Raw genomic sequence first — 16,503 nt, 5'->3', positions numbered from 1 at the left:
TTGCATGCGTTGTGTATTTTCGCTTATTTAGCGGCATCATCATTTTTCGAAGGAAGGGGAATAGAATGGCGAACGGTTTGGAATTGCTTGCGCCTTATAATGAGCCGCCCAAGAATGAAGCGGTCGAAAAATTCATTGCCTATCTCAAGAACATCAAGCAGGCGGTTGCCGACCCGAATAAGACCGGGGGTAGAGGCAATTGGTCATACAAGCTTGAGGGCGACACATACCAAGTCAAACTACTTGGTCAAATTCGCTACGTACCGAAAGACAAGCTGGCTAAGCTGATGGACGATCTTATCTTGGCGGCAAGAGACGAGAAGGACACTGAGTTCCGGGCTATGATCGCAGAGTATCCCGGCAGCACGCTTCCTGTTATGGAGGGCGCGACCGAAGGCAAAGGCAAGGGCAAGAAGGCTGTTCAGACGGGACAGGCTAACGGAATAGACAGGTCCATCGATTGATAGCCACCGTAGAATAGGTGATTGGGATTATCGGGCGATCTTTTCGGGGATCGCCCTTTTCGTTTGTCTGCTCCGGATGTTCAATTTTTTATAAAAATTTTCCCCGCCACCATATAGAGAAAAGAAGTGCGCGAAGGGGGGTGTAGGGGGTGCTGTATTCCCCCGTAATCCTGCCGACGTTTTCGCCTGATCCGTATCGCCCGAATGCGCTACTTGCCCGCAACGACGGACGCGCCAAATATTAGCTATGGCTAAACGAATAGGAAAAGGCGATGTCGTTGTCATTCGTGCCAAGGTAGTGCGCGTGTGGGACAATGGACTCGTGACGCTTCACCTACCGGGCTTCGAGCACCCCGTAACAATCCACGAAAAGTATCTGGACGAAATCATTCCAGCACCGAAGCCAGCACCAGAGCCGAAGCCGCCGAAGGAACCGAAGCGACGTGGACGCGGTAAGCCGTTCTATGATGAGCCGACGTGATCGGCACTGCGTCGGCAATGTCTCAAAATGTAAAAACGGTGCGACCGTCTCTTGACGTGTCTCGTTTCATGTCTCATAACTGGCGATTAGAATAGTCTACGGGGATTTGAGACATGACACTTATTGCGTACATAAGAGTTTCATCGGTCGGGCAGTCGCTTGAAGTTCAGCGGGACAAAATGACCGCTATCGGAGTCCAGCCGGATCACCTCTTTGAGGAAAAGCGTTCTGGCGTTGACACCAATCGACCCGCATTGAAGGAAGCTCTTCGGTTCGCTCGGAAAGGCGATGTGTTCTGTGTATCGAGGATTGACAGATTGGCGCGATCCGCGACCGATCTTCTCAACATCGTCAATGAGCTTCAGGGCAAGGGTGTAGAGCTTCGCGTCCTTGATCAGAGCATTGACACCAGCACACCGGCAGGACGCGCCATGCTCCAAATGCTGGCTGTTTTCGCGGAGTTCGAAACGTCTATCCGCAAGGAACGCCAGATGGACGGCATAGCCAAGGCAAAAGCGGACGGGAAGAAGTTCGGGCGGAAAGCCAAAGCTACAGTGGACGTAACAGCGGATATCCGGAAGATGCGCGATGATGGGTTGTTGATCCGGGAAATCATGTCGAAGACCGGACTGAGCAAGGCGACCGTCTATCGAGCTTTGGCGGAATAGGGGCACATTTTTTTTGCGACGTTGGTTTTCCGTCGCATTTGGGGAAGAGACCCCTAAACCCCTTGCTTTTGCGCGGGGATTCGTGGCTACTGCGTAAGCCGTAAGCCGCACACGTTTTCCTTTGTTAATGGAGAAGTGTGCCGTGCCGAAACCCAATCCCCAAGACAATGATCGTATGCACGTCAAGCTGTTGTTCGGCTTGTTCGAAGGTTCCGCGTCTGGACCGTTCGCAGTGCTGTCTGTCGTCATTCTTGCCGTGCTCGTGCTTATCGGGCGCGGTTGCGGGTTGTGGTGATACGCCAGATACAACCTTACTGCCTATCCCCTGAGAATCAGTCGAACAACGGGTGTGGGCGACCGGCTAAACGGTACATTGCCGAAATGTTTCAACAAAGCACTGGACGCTTGAGAACGCACGCCGTTAGCTGTTTTGAAGCGCACCGACAAAAACACCGGTCAACGCAAACCAATTTGGGATTTGCGCGCGATTTGACTATTTTCATATGCAACCGAGTTCAGACAGGAGAGACGATTGCCAAGGACCAGTTCGAAAATCCCCGACCAACTGAAGCTGAAATTTCCGGGCGGCTATGAATCGACCGCGATAGGTCGCTTCTCCGTCATCTGTGCCGTGATAATCGCCATGTTCTGGACGCTGGTGTTCGCCCTGTTGACGCTGTTCGGTCACACGGTTGTCCAAGCGGCAGGGCTGGTGTGATCCGGGCGGGTTTCGGAGAGTTTCCGGGCGGTGACGCGGCGGGGGCGGAAAACGTGATCAACGACAGAAGTATTGGCGCATATTTAGTGATTGCATTTCGCAAGCAGTTCAAAATTTGTTCATATAGCGCACAACCGAATAGAGGCGGGATCGGCTGTCCTCTTGCGGCACTTCATCGGTCGGCTGTCCCTTTGCGGCACTTCATCCGGTAACAGGACTCCACCCAATGTAGGGATGATATCCCATCGGTAATGGTTCATTCGCTGGTGACTTTTCCAGTGATCGGCAGATGTTGGCAGAGGATTCCAGATGAGTAACAGAGGGAATCCAGATGTATCTTAAGGTTCATCAGGTGTTGGCAGGATACAACAGGTAATGGCAGGTTCCGCAGGATACGACAGGATTCCATCAGCGATAACATTTCTATCCAACCTATACTTCATCAGCCACGCCGGGGACGCGAGCTTGCGAGCGGACACGGGTTGCGAAGCAATTCTTTTTACCAATAGCAATTGGTTAGATTCCATCTTTATCAGTAGGTGAATGGTCGCAACCAGTTACAAATTGATTCTTATGAAGTTGCTACCAGTTCTTATGATCGACATGGTTACGAGCAAGCTCGTAAATGGTCCGCCTTCGGCGTCCCATAGTATCATGTTTATAAAGTCATTATTGATTCATATACATTGGATTCAACAAATGTCCCCGAAAAATCCGTATAAGAAGAACACCTTACGGGATAAAAGGGGACAGCCAGATTGAGTGCCGCAAGAGGGACATTCTACCTCTGAAACTTCAAATGAAACCAAGTTATTCTTTGATGTACTGTCTTGACTCGCCAAACCGTATGTGGTTAAATAGCAACACTCCCCAATACCGCAAAAATATTTTTGTGATTTCGGTCAAAAAGTACGTTTTGGCGCGAATTTTTGTGGAGCAAATCGCTAAATAAAACAGTTGGAAGCAAAGTCGGGCGAAATGACTTGGTATCCAACCGGTCATTTCGGAAAGGCTTTGGTTCCCGATCCTCAATAGTTTTCTACAGAAGAAAAGCATTTTGAAGGTCTCTCGTGTTCCTCGCCCGACGCACGAGAGACCCTTTTTCTTTTGTACTATTCTATTTGAGGAACGATTTTAATGAAGAGAACAATTCAGAAAGTTTCCGGTCACATTGGCGCTGGAAAATCCCGCTCTACCCTTCAGTGGTATGCCGAGCTTATCAAGCAGAACGACGGCAAGCCGGTCCCGGCAACATTAGCAACTCCCACCAACGAATTGAGCAAGCAGCACCGCCGCTATCTTAGCGAGATGGGAATTCCTTGCGTCGTCATTTCCCAAGAAGAAGGCTTTCGCAGCGCATCCGAAGAGTACAAGCGGCTCTGCGAAGAAGGCTATGAGGGCGTTCTTCTGGTCAACCATTGGGTTGCCCTTACGACCGCGACGAACACCGCCAACCGGCTGCTGATCATTGATGAAGCCTTTTCCCCGGTCGATAACATCAAGATTGAATTCGAGAACGCGGAAGAGCTTCAGGATTTCACGGTTAAAGAAACGGATGAACCGGGCTTCTATGAATTGGTGCCCTCTGAACACACCGTAAAGCTTCTCATGGATGTTCAGGACAAGGACGGTACACGCTACCGGAACTTCGGAAAGAAGGCGCAAGAGCTTGGTGAATTCACCGCAAACACGCACTACCGTGTGATTATCGATCAGGACAGCTTCAATATGGCTGAGACCGGGGAAGCCTTCGACAAATACAAGAAGGTCATTCTTCAGTTCACGACGTTCATGCTGCCGTCCATCATTGATTGCTATCGGGATGTTTTGATTATCAGCGCCAATATTGAGAAGACCCTTCTTTCAAGGATGTGGTCTAAGGACGTCACCTTCAAGACGAACGAATTCATTGAATCCCGGCTGGATTACTCGGATTTGAGCCACAAGGCTGAATGTGTGGAACTCCATCATGTGCCGATTCCCAACCTGTCGAAGACCTTCGTGAAGGGGCTTGCTAAAGGCAAGGAAGCGGAAGGCAATCAGACATTTTTGAACTTGGTTGCCGAACCGATAGACGAAATGTTCCCCGGTCGTCCCCACATCTATTGTACGAACAAACACCCTCGTGAAGGCAAAGAATACGATTGGTTGTTGGAAGCCGGTACACGGGTGATCACCAATCCGCATGGTTGGAACCACCTTCAAGATTGTGACATGGGGGTTTTTCTTGCCGCGATCAACTTTGATCCCGACACGGTTGAAAGGCTCTTTGCGTTCTATGGCATTACGGCTGATCAGTCGAAGGAAGCGCTCTGCTATCAACTGGTCTATCAGTTCCTTGGTAGGACGTCGCTTCGGGACAAGGACAGCCGGAAAAAGGTCGTTCTGATCGTTCAGGACGAAGGCGCTGCCAAAAACCTTCAATCGCTGATTCCAGGGTGTGCGCCATCTACCCCGCTTCCCATTGATTTCGAAGAGCGCGCCAAGCGTGGTCGTCCGCGTATCGAGCGCACCGACGAAGAGAGGAAGGAATACGAGAAACAGAAGAAGCGGGCGCAAAGAGCGAAGAAAGCCGCTGCTGCTGAAATGACGATCTAACGAATTCGGCGGCACTTCACTGATGCCACCCCACAAATTTCAATTCCACTAAATAAACCATGTAAGGAAGACGAAAGCCGGTCGGATGGCTGAATTCCTTAGCCATTGATCGGAGTCGTATTCCTTTACGTTAAATGTCTCTTTGATCAGGGGTTCAGATGCCATTCCGACCGGCGCATCTGAACCCTTTTTCATTTTCAAAGACAGGAGATATTTCATATGCCAACACTCATTGGAAAGAAGACTGAAATCACCGAGAACCGCGTTCCCACCGAAGCCGAATGGATCATCTATGATCTTATGCGGAACAAGGACATTCCGATGGCGTATCGGACCCATGCTGCCGCGTACATTCTGAACAACGTTCCCACCACCGAAGAGATTGTTGACGGCAATGTTGTCGTTGATGTTCACACGTTCTTCAGCGGTAAACGGACCTATTGAAGCCGCCAATCCCGCTTAATCCCGCCGAACACACCAATTTTCTAAATATTCCGTTCCGGTGCTGAGAGGGTGGACATCATCCAATGCGGCACATCCCGCGATCAGCGCCGGAACTCATTCATTTTCAAAACAGGAGAAAATAAAAATGACTAATCAAAACAACACCGACAGCGCCCTTCTTAAAATGGCGAAGCTTGCATACGCCGTAATGAAAGATAAAGACGCTCCGTTTCATCTTCGCCGGGAAGCATCCGAAGCCCTTATTGAATTTGATGTTTGCGACCTGATTTTCACGAAGGAAGCCAAGGCGGGAATTTCTGCCCTTAATGGCCTCATGAAGCTTTGCGATAAGCCGGGAGAGTTCGTCACTCTCGCGAATGGCGCTGAAACTGTCGCCCCTTCTCATATCGCGCCAATCGCTTGCGCATTACGTGAGGCATCAAAGCTCATTGTCGTTGATCCGAACAAGGTGACTGTCGAAGACCTTATTGGGGAAGCGCCCGCAAATGGGCATATTGCGAAATGGGAAGCCACCACGGCAACCGAAACCCCCGCCAAGCCCGCTACGGTCACCGCTGAAGAGCTTCGCGCCGAAGCGCTGCATGTCATTCGCGAAATTGCATCTGGTCGCGACCCGGAGACGTCGTATCAATATGACGCTGCGCGTTACCTACTTGATAACGCGCAAAGGATCGCCGACTAATCCACACCAGACATAACCACCAACGAAAGAACCCGCCGAAGTGGCGGGTTTCGTTTATCTGGCTGTTGCGTTTCGTAGTGCGTCGAGAGACCGCGTAAATTCGTCATTGACGCGCTTTTCCAGTTCTCCCGGCTCACCAGTACCCGACCAAGATCAAGCGCTTCTATCGCGCTCCATTCGTCCACAAACGCGGCTTCTGTTGCGGTCATCCGATCAGACAAGAATTTGTTGGCGTTCGCCAGCGCTTCGGCATCCTTGACCATCTGTTCAATCGTCTTGGTCTGCTGATCCACGGCAAGCGTGAGCGTGGCGTTCCGTTGCTCAAGAACGGCAATTTCAGCAAGGGTAATTCGCCTGTACAGGAGGAAGCCACCGGATGTGGCGACCAGTGCGAGAATAAGCGCGAGGATGATGTAAAGGTTGAACTGATTGAGCATCTACTATGTATGCGCGGATGCCGAAATTTTCCCTGAGATAAACGCGCACTTTTATTGAGCGCTACCCTACCGAGATACCATCCGGCACATTTAACGCGAATTCGCGAAATCTGCCGTCCGCAACGCCTTGTATTTCAGGGTGTTCAGCGTGGCATTTTCAAAAGATTGAAATGAATACGCCGCTTCAATCACTATACGGTAAGTCGATTTGCCGCTATTTCTGCGAGTAGATCGGCATCATCCGGTTTGGGGGAACAGATGTCCATAAAGATTTGGATTACGGCGCTTCTATTTGGGGCCTTCGTTTGGTTTGTCGGGGAAAGCGGCGGTCCGGTGATTGCTGCCGCCTTCGTCGGGGCGGTTGGTGTTGCCAACTCATTCTACCATGAACGCAAGACGGCGGAGCTTGATAAGCGCTTGGAAGACCTGTCGTGGCGGCTACGTCACGTGATGAAAGACGGGTAGGGGCGAATATGGAAAAATTCTTTTTGGGCTTACTGAGGCTGTTTATTATCGTCGGCATCCTCTTTCTATCCCTCGTGTGGAGTGGAATAGGTCTGTGCCTCTGTCTTACCCCGGCTTTATATGCCGCTGTTTGGCTGGCGCGACAGGGTGAAAGCGGAGCGGCTATGGGTGTTTTCGTTCTTGTGCTGGTCGCAACTGGATTGCTTTCTGTGTATTGGAAAGCCCTAAGCCGGGTCGTTGACGTTTTCCACCTTGGCAACCGCGTCATTTTGGGCGGCACTGAAAAGTTGCTTGCTGATCTGGACAATCGGATTGCCGGGATCGATGTGGATTAGGGAAGTTGCTCGGTCCGACCTTGGTGCGCCTTTGTCTCCTATATCGCGTGGCGCGATCCCGGCTGAAAACACCACCTTGCCGCGACGTTGAAGCCTGTATAGCGTCATCAACGGTCACGTTGGGGGTTCACATGCGACTGATTCCGCTCCTGCTTGCATTAATGATAGCCGCACCCGCGTTTGCGGTTGAGGATTTGCCACGTTTCAAGATCGACTATTACATTTACGCATATAGCGACACGACTGACGAGCAGAAACAGGCGCGTCTTAACGTGGTCCACTACTTGTCCGGTGTTCGAGATCATCTTTGGTGGGAGTGCGAATACGAGGTCACCATTCAGCAATTGCTTGAAGGCGCAAATATGCAAATTAAGGCGGCTCGCATGACTATGGACGATGCACGCTTTGATAAGTTCCTTGAAGATACTCCATTCGGTGACATGGTGTTCCTTTCCCTTCACAATGAGGCGCTGTACGGCAAAGCAGAACCGTGCTCGAAATAGTCCGAGGGGATCGAAGTGCATCAAGTTTGGAGAACGCTCACCGCAGCACTGGTGATGGGACTGATTTGGTTGGTGTGTGAATATGTTTCCGTGACCACAGCGGTGGTCATCGTCGCGGGATTGGTCGTCGTGTTGGAAGGAAGCATCAAAGACCGGCTGGACGATATGAGCAAGGCGCTGGAAATGCATAGTCGGAAGGTCTTTCCGGAACTCTGGAATTGAAGCGCGTTTGTAGGATTCGTCAACTTCCAATCCCCGCACCCGGACTTTACCTTCGCTCGCGATTCTGAAGGAGGTTTCGCCGATGGAAGAAATGACCTTGTACGCGTATCAGATTTCACCGCCGAATGATCAATTGCTCTACTTCGCGGAAACGCTTGAGGAAAGCCAAGCCGCCGCGTTGGAGGAACGTCGGGAATTGAAACAGGCTGATCCCGACGACGAGCATGAAGCCATGGCAATTTACCGCTGTTTGGTGCGGATGCCCGACCAGCAAACGTTGCTTCGTATTCTGAACGAAGAAACCAGCCCGATCGAAGCTTGTGTCGTTGAGCGAAAATTGGTTGCGCTGGTAACGGATTGATCAAAAACCCCGGTTATCCTTTCCTGGGGTTCGTTCTCAATGGACTGCGATATTCGCACCCTTTGGCATGTCTTTGTCGAGGAACGACATTATCGCGTCGTCATCCATCCAAGGGTGATCCTCCCTTGTGTCCTCGATCAAGTCCATGACGAATTCTTGAAGATCATCGTCAATCGACATGTATCCGTTATCGTCAAATGCAATCGCTGTTTCGATCACATCACACGTGTCCCGATCCATTTCGAATTGGTCGCGGGCAGTTTGGATGTCCGTGTCGCAAGTGCCGAATTCCATCTGCTGTTCGTAGAACGACGTGAAATCATCGAAATTGTTCAGGTCGTCTCGGTTGACGTTGGGGAAATTGATAATCTCTACGGGGACCGATTTCGCGCCTTCTTCAACCGCGCACGCAAAAGTGAAGTGATCCAAAATCTTTACGGTAATAGCCATGGTATGTGTCCTTCTCGATTACGCGGCTTTACGGGCGTTCAGGTCGTCCAACCAAGCCTGAACGTCTTCAAGCGTTGCCGAGTATTCATGCCCGATTGAGCCAAGAACGACGATTTTGTTTTCGTCCACAACCTCATAGCCGACCCCATAGTATTCACGCGACCAATGGCGGGGAGGGGTCTTGGTCAGGCGGTAGCCATTCTTGGACAATTCGCGACGAATTTTGCTTTCAATAAGCATTGATAAAATCTCCTTAAATGTGTGGGGGGTCGTTCGAATAATTGGACGAATACCGCAGAAGAAAACGCTCGTCAACAGGCAACGTCAACAAATAACTTGTAGTCAAAACAAGTTCTATTTGAAGGAATTTCGTTTAATTTCAACTTTTACTCTGAGCAACAAAAAAGCCCCCAAAACCGGGAGCTTGTGCGGTACACGGGAAGCGGTTCAGGTGTCGTTCCTCAACAACCTACTGCTGTTCTCCAAGTCGGTAATGGTGTTGTGACACTCATCAATGACGTGGAGCCTTTCCTCCGCGACCTTGGACAAAAGGGCATACCGTTCGTTTTGCCTTTCAACCTGAGCCCTGCTTTTGGATAGCTCTTCGGAAAGCGCCTTAAGTCGTTCTTGGATTGCCTTGTGCTTCTTCCTGTTGCGCTGACTGAAGAGAATTGCCGTCAACAGCGCCGTGCCAAGGAGACACAACGCAAGAGTTCCGTACGATAGCGTGATCAATTAACACCGCCTCCAACCTGACATAGGCTCCCGCAACGTCTCACCCCTATAAAATTAGGGTATTTACCTTGCGAGGTCTATACCGTTACGAGTGGTGAGACAAGCATTCGCGTTAATGGAGTGCGCTTGCGATGAGATTCCGAGCCGGGAGCTTATCGTGTTCGCTGATCATGCCACGTCACGCGGTTGGTTGGTTCCCCGTCTCGAAATCAGCCGCTTGCTTACGATCCTTCCGAATCCAAGTGATGACGAATGATCCGGCGAAGAGTACACCGAACCAACCATACATGATCGCATCCCCGGCAGGGCTGTTCAGAAACATAAGCGCCGGTCCCCATCCGGCTATGCCCAAGAACATCGTTAGATAGAATGAGACGATGGTTCCGGCGACGGCATAAGCGAACGCGTAGCCGATGGCGACGGCAACCCGCTTAAAGAAGTCCTCCCATCGGAAGTAGGCGAGCACGGCTAAGCCGCCGATCTGTACGACCAACCATAGTGCCGCCAGACCGACAGCCATCAACAGGACGCCAGTGTATCCGAAAAGCTGAACTGCGAACCAAGCGGTTCCTAATAAAAAGAAAAGCGGTACGAGTGTGCGCATGTTCCGGTTCTCCCTGTTTCGATTTAGTCGTATTGCGCCAAATCTTCGGCGATACGCTTCGCATTTATGTTGTGTAATCTCACCGCGTCTCGGAAACCTGCCTTTCGCGCCAACTCCCTTTGTTCGTCAATGAAGGCGAAGAAATCTGCGCGAAGATCATGATTTTCAATTAGCTTTTCGTATGTGAATTTCGGTTCTTTCAATGTCCATATCCTTGCCGGATATGGCTTCCTTCATTTTATAGAGGAGGGCGGCATTTGCGCCGCCTATTTCGCTTCAGCCATATGTGTTGCCGCTATCGTGTCAGTCTCTTGTTTTGGCGTGTTCCAGTGCGATGTCCATCGCCTCTTTTTTCAATTTAAGGTCATATTCGCCACCGTAATATGTGGCATGTCCCTTGATCTTATGACCCGTAATAGACGAGCGAATCCCAAGATCGCACTTCGAGTTCTTCAGCAAATCAGCCATTCTATGGCGGTAGCTGTAGTGTCCTTTTGACGGTGTCACCTTCCGGAAAAACTCGGACATCGCGCGGTTTATCTGCCTTGGTCCGCGTGGATGATGGAACCGCGTGAAGCCTTCAGGGAATGCCTTGATCGCCTCAAGAGCATCGCCAACAAGCGGAATGTCTCTGTGTCTATCGCCACCGGTTTTTACCTTCTTGCGAAGAGCGTTTTTGCCGATGCTGATATACGGAATAGGTGCGTCCAGATGGATATCCGAAGCCGTGAGCCATGCCAGTTCCTTGGCACCGCAACCCGTGCTTTCGCCAATCAAGATAATTGCCTTCGCTTCGTCCGACATGCCCGATGTTTCGAGCTTCGCCCGTATCGCCTTCACGTCGGCTTCAGTGAACGAGGGGCGCTTTTCGGCGTCGTCTTCCCTGATGTTCTTCAAGTCTTTTAAGGGATTGTGTGTGCCGGGGTGATCGACGCGGAAAACCTCATCAAGGATGATCTTCAGCCACATCATTTTTTTGTTGGCTGCATCCGCCTTGAATTCGCCTTCGCCAAGCCGTTCAACAAGCTTGCTCCGGTATTCGGTGGCAAGGACATTGTCGATCTTCAGGCAATCCACGTCTTCGCCCATTTCTTCGGCAAAGTCCTCAATTGCTTCTTCATACCGCCGCCAAAAGCGCTTGGTTTCGAGCGGGTCTTTGCCCAACACCTTATCCGGGCAAATCTGCTTGAACCGGTCGAACGCGTCCTTGAAGGTAAGGGCAGGGGTTTCCGTCGCGCCGACAATTGCCGCGACCTGTCGTTTGTTTAAATTGCTCATCATATTCTTTGCTTCGTATCTCTCGTTGTACATATGAATTGAATGTTCGATGGATGCAGACAGGAAGTCCCCCGCGTATGCGTAGGTGAATGGTGCGGCAAAGCTTGCCGCCGTCTGCTGTAAAGTTGGATAGGAAATTTCATCAGCCGGAATGGTTTCCGACTTGAATTGACGTCGCCACTTGGACAGAGCGGGACCGACTTTGCTGATAGCTTCGTCGGGGTCTCTTGTATCCAGCGTTTCCCAAATTTGGGTGCGTGGCTTGCCCGTTTCCGGGTCTCGGTATTTTTCCCGAAGATGCTTCGGTACTGCGATGCGGAATGTATAAATGCCGTCTCTGATAACTGTGTATGGAACCTTTTTATTTACTTTCATTTTGAATTTTGTTGACATGTTTACAATATCCTTTGATCTACATTGTGCCAGAAGTGGAGTCAACAATAAAAAACTACGTTGCTACACTTTTTAGGAATTTCATTTCATTTCAACTTTCGTTGTGCTTGTGGCGAATGTAGCAATCGATGTAGCAAGAATGTAGCAAAGTGCTGATAAGCGTTGAGTCTATTGAGTTTTTGTGCCATTTGACCGACCTGATCCGGGTCATGCCGGCGTAGGAACGGATTGAGGGCCGCCCGCGGCAAGTTCGCCTTTCGTCGCTCAGCCTGGGTTTCTTGATATCCCGTCCGGAGACCGATCGATGCCGTCCTTTCCCCCTCTACTCAAAGCAAGCGTGACGCATTCTCGTAAAAAGGATGGACGGGCGTGACGGCGATCGCTCTTACCATCGCCGGATCGGATTCGGGCGGAGGCGCCGGCATTCAGGCGGATCTCAAGACCTTTTCTGCGCTCGGCGTCTACGGCGCCAGCGTGATCACCGCGATCACGGCCCAGAACACCAAAGGCGTTTCTGCGGTCGAAGATGTTTCCGCCGAGATCGTGTCCGCTCAGATCGACGCCGTCTTCTCCGATCTCGATGTGGGCGCCGTGAAGATCGGCATGGTCTCGCGTCGGGAAACGATTGCCGCCATCGCCGATGGATTGCGCCGGTTCGGGAAGCTGGCCGTCGTCGATCCGGTGATGGTTGCGACTTCCGGCGACACGCTTCTTCGGTCGGACGCCGTTGCCGCGCTCATAGACGAGTTGCTGCCGCTGGCGATCGTCGCCACGCCCAATCTCGCCGAGGCCGCACTCATAACGGGGCGCGCGGTTGCCGAGGACGAGGCGGAGATGGGGCGCCAGGCGGAAGCGATCATGCGGTCGGGTGCACATTCGGTGCTGGTCAAGGGCGGACACCTGAAGAACGACCAGGCAACCGACCTCTTCTTCGACGGAGAGACCCTTGTCCGTCTTCCGGCGGCAAGGGTCGAGACGCGGAACGACCATGGCACCGGCTGCACCCTGTCGGCGGCAATTGCCGCCGGCCTTGCAAGAGGTGCGCCGCTGGTCGAAGCGGCAAACGCCGCCAAAACCTATCTGCATGCCGCAATTTCCGCGTCCGGCCGATTGAAGATCGGGCAGGGGCGGGGGCCAGTCCACCATTTCCACCACTGGTGGGAGGATTAGTGTGAGCAGACCCAAGCACCCGCGCGTCGGCTACCCTCAGGCGAGCACTGCGCTTTGATCAAGCGGCGGTGTTCTGATTGTCCGTGAAACTGTTTTCTATGTAGTATTTGCCGTAGCGGTGGCGGTACTTTTCGGCACCGTCGAAATCGCTGTATTTGCCCAGCTCGTTCATGTCCGTCTTGTTGAGGATCACGCCCAGCACTTTCGAATTGATCAGCGGTTCCGAGTTGAGCAGATCGCGCACGAGGCGCGAAGGCGTTCTTCCCCACTCGACCACGAAGAGGATGCCGTCGGCCAGCGGCGCGAAGGCTTTCGCGTCAACGACGGGGGCGAGCGCCGCAAGGTCGACGACGACATAGTCGAAGGCGTTGCGCGCGTTCTCGATCAGGTTCGCCATGCCCGGCGAGGCAAGCAACTCGTTACTCTGGTGGCGCTGGTGCGATGCACCGCCGGCCGGAAGGATTGCCAGTTTCGTACGCTGGTCCACCTTGATCCCGGCGGGCCAGGTGGCTTCTCCGGTCAGCGTTTCCACCAGCCCGGTGCGCGGGGCAGGCGTAATCATCTGCGTCAGGCCAGGCTTGCGTATGTCGGCATCGATGAGCAGGGTCCGCTTGCCGCTCGCGGCCAGAAGCGCGGCGAAGTTTGCGGCAATGATCGATTTCCCCTCATCCGGAAGGGCCGATGCGATGGCGATCACGCGGCTTTCACTGCCCGCCAGCATCTGGTCGCAGGCAAGCTTGGCGTTGCGAAAGGTCTCCGCGAAGGTCGACCGCGGCGCATCGACCACGATGCGCGACAATCGCTGGAACGGCATCGTATTGTCCACCGCTTCGTCGGCTCTCTTCACCGAACCGAAATGTGCGTGAACGAGTTGCGCCTTCTTCTTGATGCGCGTGCCGAGAAGCGGAACGTAGCCGAACGAACGATGGCCGAGGATCGAGCGTACGTCGCCCTCCAGGCGGAAGGTCCGTTCGCGGAATTCGAGGAAGGCCGCGTATGCACCGCCGACCATCAGGCCGAGCACCGCCGAAAGCGCCAGCGTCATGGTTTTTTTTGGGCTCGACGGTGACACGGGCACGCCCGCTTCGGAAATGACACGAGCCTTGGCGATCGGGAAGGTTTGCTGCTGAGTCGCCTGTTCGTAGCGTCCGAGATAAGACTCGTAGAGCGTCTTCAGGGCCGCGGCTTTCTGTTCCAGCTCTCTCAATTGCACGAGTTGCTCGCTCGAGTCGGAGGTTTTGCCGGCAATCCCCTGGATGCTTTTCCTGAGCGATGCCTCGCGCGACTGAGCGACCTCGTATTCGTTCTTATAGCTTGCAGTGAGCTGCTGCAGTTCCTGGTAGATCTGACGGGCCACATCCTCCTGTTCGGTGCGGAGCGATACCGCTTGCGGGTGGTCGGCGCCGAAATTGTCGGAGACTTCGCGCTCGCGCTTACCGACGGTGAGATAGCGCGTCCTCAGGTCGCGGATTACCGAATTGTCACCCTCCTTCGAGGAGATGGTGGCGTTCTTCACTGCGTTTTCCGGCCCCTGGTCGACGATCGACTTGTACTGATTGTAGCGGGCGGAGGCACTTGCCGTGTCGGCCTGGGCAACGATGAGCTGGCTGTTGAGGTCGGCCATTTGCTGCTCGGACATCAACTCGCCCCGCGCAGCCGTCAAACCGTTCTCGGCCCTGTAGTGTGCGACTTCCAGCGCGGCGGCCTGCGAGCGTTGCTGAAGATCCGTAAGCCGTTCCTGCAGCCAGACGGATGCGCGTTCCGTAGCTTCGAAATTGGCGTTCAGCTGGTCTGTCAGATATGCGCTGGCATATCCACGCGCGATGGTCGCCGCAAGCACCGGATCGCTCGAGCGAAAAGCCACGGCGACGACCGAGCTTCGCGAAACACGCTCGACCGCAAGCGACTGCTGGATGATCGCGGCAGCTTTCTGCCGCCGGCCGTTGCGCGCTGCCGCCTCGGTTACTTCAGGTCCGCCCGAAAAGAGTCCGGTGGCCGTCTTCAGCCATTCCTTCACGACGTCGACGGGCGAGCGCGGCGGATTGAGGATGGTTTCGTTTTCCGAAAGCTTGAGCTTGTCGACGACGCGAAGCGCGAGTTCGCCCGACTTGAGGATTTCGACCGCACTTGCGATCTGCGTATCCAGCATCTGGCTGTTTACCGGGACAGGCTCCTCTTCGGCGTATTTGGACAGGTTCTCGTCGAGAAGGATCTGCGTCATCGACGTGTAATAGGGCGTGGCAAACAGGAGATAAGCGGCCCCCAGTGCGATGAAGAGAACGACGAATGCGGTCACGAGCCGGGCGCGACGGAAGACGGCGGCTACAAGCCGGTCAAGGTCGATAAAGCCGTCGGACTGTTCTTCGCTGGGCATGATGCTGCTCAATGGAACGCTTCTTTGTTTCATGGGGGCCGTTCTGTTCATCTGCTTTTCCGGTCCTTGTACCGGCGGTCTCTCAGAGCGCGTCGATAGAGTTCACGTTGCGCGCTTTACGATGTTGCTTCTGCATGTTGCTCAGACTGCTGTGCGCTTCTGAGCACCATGCAAGAACCGTCGGAAGCCGCCGTTTATGCCGCGCGGATGCGGCTTTCGTGAGACAGAACCATGTCGCGGACGGATTCAAAAACGAGGTCGCCTATATCCGCACGCGCAAGTGCGAAGGCGACGTTGGCCTCGATGAAGCCCTGCTTCGCGCCACAATCGAAGGTACGGCCTTCATAGGGATGCGCGTGGAAGGACTGCGACTGCGAAAGCGTCAGCATGCCATCGGTCAGCTGGATTTCGTTGCCGGCGCCGCGCGTCTGGTGTGCCAGGATCGAGAAGATTTCCGGCTGCAGGATGTAGCGGCCATTGAGATAGTAGTTGGACGGTGCCTTTCCGGCGGCGGGCTTTTCGACCATCTCGGTCACGGCGAAACCGTGCCGGGCCGTCTCCCCCTTGCCGACGATCCCGTACTTCGACGCTTCCTCGGGCGCACATTGCTCGACACCGACGACATTGCCGCCGGCTTCGTTGTAAAGGTCCATGAGGCCGGCAAGGCAACCGCGCGCGCCGAACGAGACCATGTCCGGCAGCAGAAGTGCGAAGGGCTCGTCGCCGATCAGGTCGCGCGCGCACCACACCGCATGTCCGAGGCCGAGCGGGGCTTGCTGGCGCGTAAAGCTGACCGAACCTGCTGCCGGAAGCATGGCTTCGAGTTCGGAAATCTGAGCTTTCTTGCCGGAGCGCGAAAGCGAAGAGATGAGCTCCGGCGCGTCGTCGAAATGATCCTCGATCACCTGCTTGTTCCGGCTGGTGACGAAGACAATATGCTCGATCCCGGCCTGGCGGGCCTCGTCCACGGCATATTGAACCACCGGCCGGTCGACGATCGTCAACATTTCCTTCGGTACTGCCTTTGTCGCGGGAAGGAACCTGGTCCCGTTGCCGGCAACAGGAATAACTGCTTTTCTGACGGTCCTGACACGGTTCAT

Annotated in this window: 19 protein-coding genes; 12 read left to right on the top strand and 7 right to left on the bottom strand. The window is 53.5% G+C overall.

The annotated features are described in order from the left end of the window. Positions 1–65: 65 nt before the first annotated feature. The 6 genes from FB009_RS24720 (at position 66) to FB009_RS24695 (ending at position 6,076) form a co-directional block, all read left to right on the top strand. A complete protein-coding gene (locus FB009_RS24720; protein WP_014527907.1) occupies positions 66–464 on the top strand; it encodes a hypothetical protein in 399 nt (132 codons plus the stop codon). A 594-nt stretch (positions 465–1,058) separates the two neighbouring features. Then, positions 1,059–1,613, top strand: a complete 555-nt coding sequence (locus FB009_RS24715; protein ID WP_145162052.1) for a recombinase family protein — start codon at positions 1,059–1,061, stop codon at positions 1,611–1,613. Between the two features lie 532 nt (positions 1,614–2,145). Beyond that, positions 2,146–2,331, top strand: a complete 186-nt coding sequence (locus FB009_RS24710) for a hypothetical protein (protein WP_127645585.1) — start codon at positions 2,146–2,148, stop codon at positions 2,329–2,331. Positions 2,332–3,468: 1,137 nt separating this feature from the next. After that, positions 3,469–4,929: a DEAD/DEAH box helicase family protein gene (locus tag FB009_RS24705; protein WP_145162049.1), complete on the top strand. Its 1,461-nt coding sequence runs from the start codon at positions 3,469–3,471 to the stop codon at positions 4,927–4,929. A 219-nt stretch (positions 4,930–5,148) separates the two neighbouring features. Further along, positions 5,149–5,373 (top strand): hypothetical protein, encoded by a 225-nt coding sequence (locus FB009_RS24700; protein ID WP_145162046.1) that lies wholly within the window; start codon positions 5,149–5,151, stop codon positions 5,371–5,373. A gap of 145 nt (positions 5,374–5,518) precedes the next feature. Further along, on the top strand, positions 5,519–6,076 hold the full coding sequence (locus tag FB009_RS24695) for a hypothetical protein (protein WP_145162043.1): 558 nt from the start codon (positions 5,519–5,521) through the stop codon (positions 6,074–6,076). Here the strand turns inward: FB009_RS24695 and FB009_RS24690 are convergent. After that, positions 6,073–6,513 carry a hypothetical protein gene (locus tag FB009_RS24690; protein WP_145162040.1) on the bottom strand — a complete coding sequence of 147 codons (441 nt, stop codon included), beginning with the start codon at positions 6,511–6,513 and terminating at the stop codon, positions 6,073–6,075. The genes FB009_RS24695 and FB009_RS24690 overlap by 4 nt on opposite strands. A gap of 258 nt (positions 6,514–6,771) precedes the next feature. Between FB009_RS24690 and FB009_RS24685 the strand changes: the two genes are divergently transcribed. The 5 genes from FB009_RS24685 to FB009_RS24665 all read left to right on the top strand — a co-directional run bounded on the left by FB009_RS24685 (position 6,772) and on the right by FB009_RS24665 (position 8,399). Then, positions 6,772–6,978 (top strand): hypothetical protein, encoded by a 207-nt coding sequence (locus FB009_RS24685; RefSeq protein ID WP_145162037.1) that lies wholly within the window; start codon positions 6,772–6,774, stop codon positions 6,976–6,978. 8 nt (positions 6,979–6,986) lie between these two features. Beyond that, a complete protein-coding gene (locus FB009_RS24680) occupies positions 6,987–7,313 on the top strand; it encodes a hypothetical protein (protein ID WP_145162034.1) in 327 nt (108 codons plus the stop codon). A 131-nt stretch (positions 7,314–7,444) separates the two neighbouring features. Further along, positions 7,445–7,816, top strand: a complete 372-nt coding sequence (locus FB009_RS24675) for a hypothetical protein (RefSeq protein WP_145162031.1) — start codon at positions 7,445–7,447, stop codon at positions 7,814–7,816. Between the two features lie 15 nt (positions 7,817–7,831). Next, positions 7,832–8,038, top strand: a complete 207-nt coding sequence (locus FB009_RS24670; RefSeq protein WP_145162029.1) for a hypothetical protein — start codon at positions 7,832–7,834, stop codon at positions 8,036–8,038. 82 nt (positions 8,039–8,120) lie between these two features. Then, positions 8,121–8,399, top strand: a complete 279-nt coding sequence (locus FB009_RS24665; protein WP_145162026.1) for a hypothetical protein — start codon at positions 8,121–8,123, stop codon at positions 8,397–8,399. Positions 8,400–8,435: 36 nt separating this feature from the next. Here FB009_RS24665 and FB009_RS24660 read toward each other — a convergent pair whose 3' ends face one another. The 4 genes from FB009_RS24660 to FB009_RS24640 form a co-directional block, all read right to left on the bottom strand. Beyond that, positions 8,436–8,849, bottom strand: a complete 414-nt coding sequence (locus tag FB009_RS24660) for a hypothetical protein (RefSeq protein ID WP_145162024.1) — start codon at positions 8,847–8,849, stop codon at positions 8,436–8,438. Between the two features lie 18 nt (positions 8,850–8,867). After that, positions 8,868–9,089, bottom strand: coding sequence for a hypothetical protein (locus FB009_RS24655; protein ID WP_145162021.1), 222 nt, complete (start codon positions 9,087–9,089; stop codon positions 8,868–8,870). Between the two features lie 673 nt (positions 9,090–9,762). Continuing rightward, entirely contained in the window at positions 9,763–10,188 is a 426-nt protein-coding gene (locus FB009_RS24645) for a hypothetical protein (protein WP_145162018.1), read from the bottom strand. 303 nt (positions 10,189–10,491) lie between these two features. Continuing rightward, positions 10,492–11,859, bottom strand: a complete 1,368-nt coding sequence (locus FB009_RS24640) for a DUF6538 domain-containing protein (protein WP_145162015.1) — start codon at positions 11,857–11,859, stop codon at positions 10,492–10,494. A gap of 369 nt (positions 11,860–12,228) precedes the next feature. Here FB009_RS24640 and thiD point away from each other — a divergent pair, with 369 nt between their 5' ends. After that, positions 12,229–13,029: a bifunctional hydroxymethylpyrimidine kinase/phosphomethylpyrimidine kinase gene (gene thiD / locus FB009_RS24635; protein WP_101804631.1), complete on the top strand. Its 801-nt coding sequence runs from the start codon at positions 12,229–12,231 to the stop codon at positions 13,027–13,029. Positions 13,030–13,087: 58 nt separating this feature from the next. Here thiD and exoP read toward each other — a convergent pair whose 3' ends face one another. Both exoP and FB009_RS24625 read right to left on the bottom strand, forming a co-directional pair. Beyond that, on the bottom strand, positions 13,088–15,454 hold the full coding sequence (exoP, locus tag FB009_RS24630) for a succinoglycan biosynthesis transport protein ExoP (protein ID WP_101777459.1): 2,367 nt from the start codon (positions 15,452–15,454) through the stop codon (positions 13,088–13,090). Between the two features lie 143 nt (positions 15,455–15,597). Then, positions 15,598–16,503, bottom strand: a complete 906-nt coding sequence (locus FB009_RS24625) for a UTP--glucose-1-phosphate uridylyltransferase (RefSeq protein WP_018012143.1) — start codon at positions 16,501–16,503, stop codon at positions 15,598–15,600.

Source organism: Sinorhizobium medicae (genome assembly GCF_007827695.1).
GTDB classification, from domain to species: domain Bacteria; phylum Pseudomonadota; class Alphaproteobacteria; order Rhizobiales; family Rhizobiaceae; genus Sinorhizobium; species Sinorhizobium medicae.
Note: the sequence above shows the minus strand (reverse complement) of the source record. Positions and strands in the feature narration are given on the sequence as shown.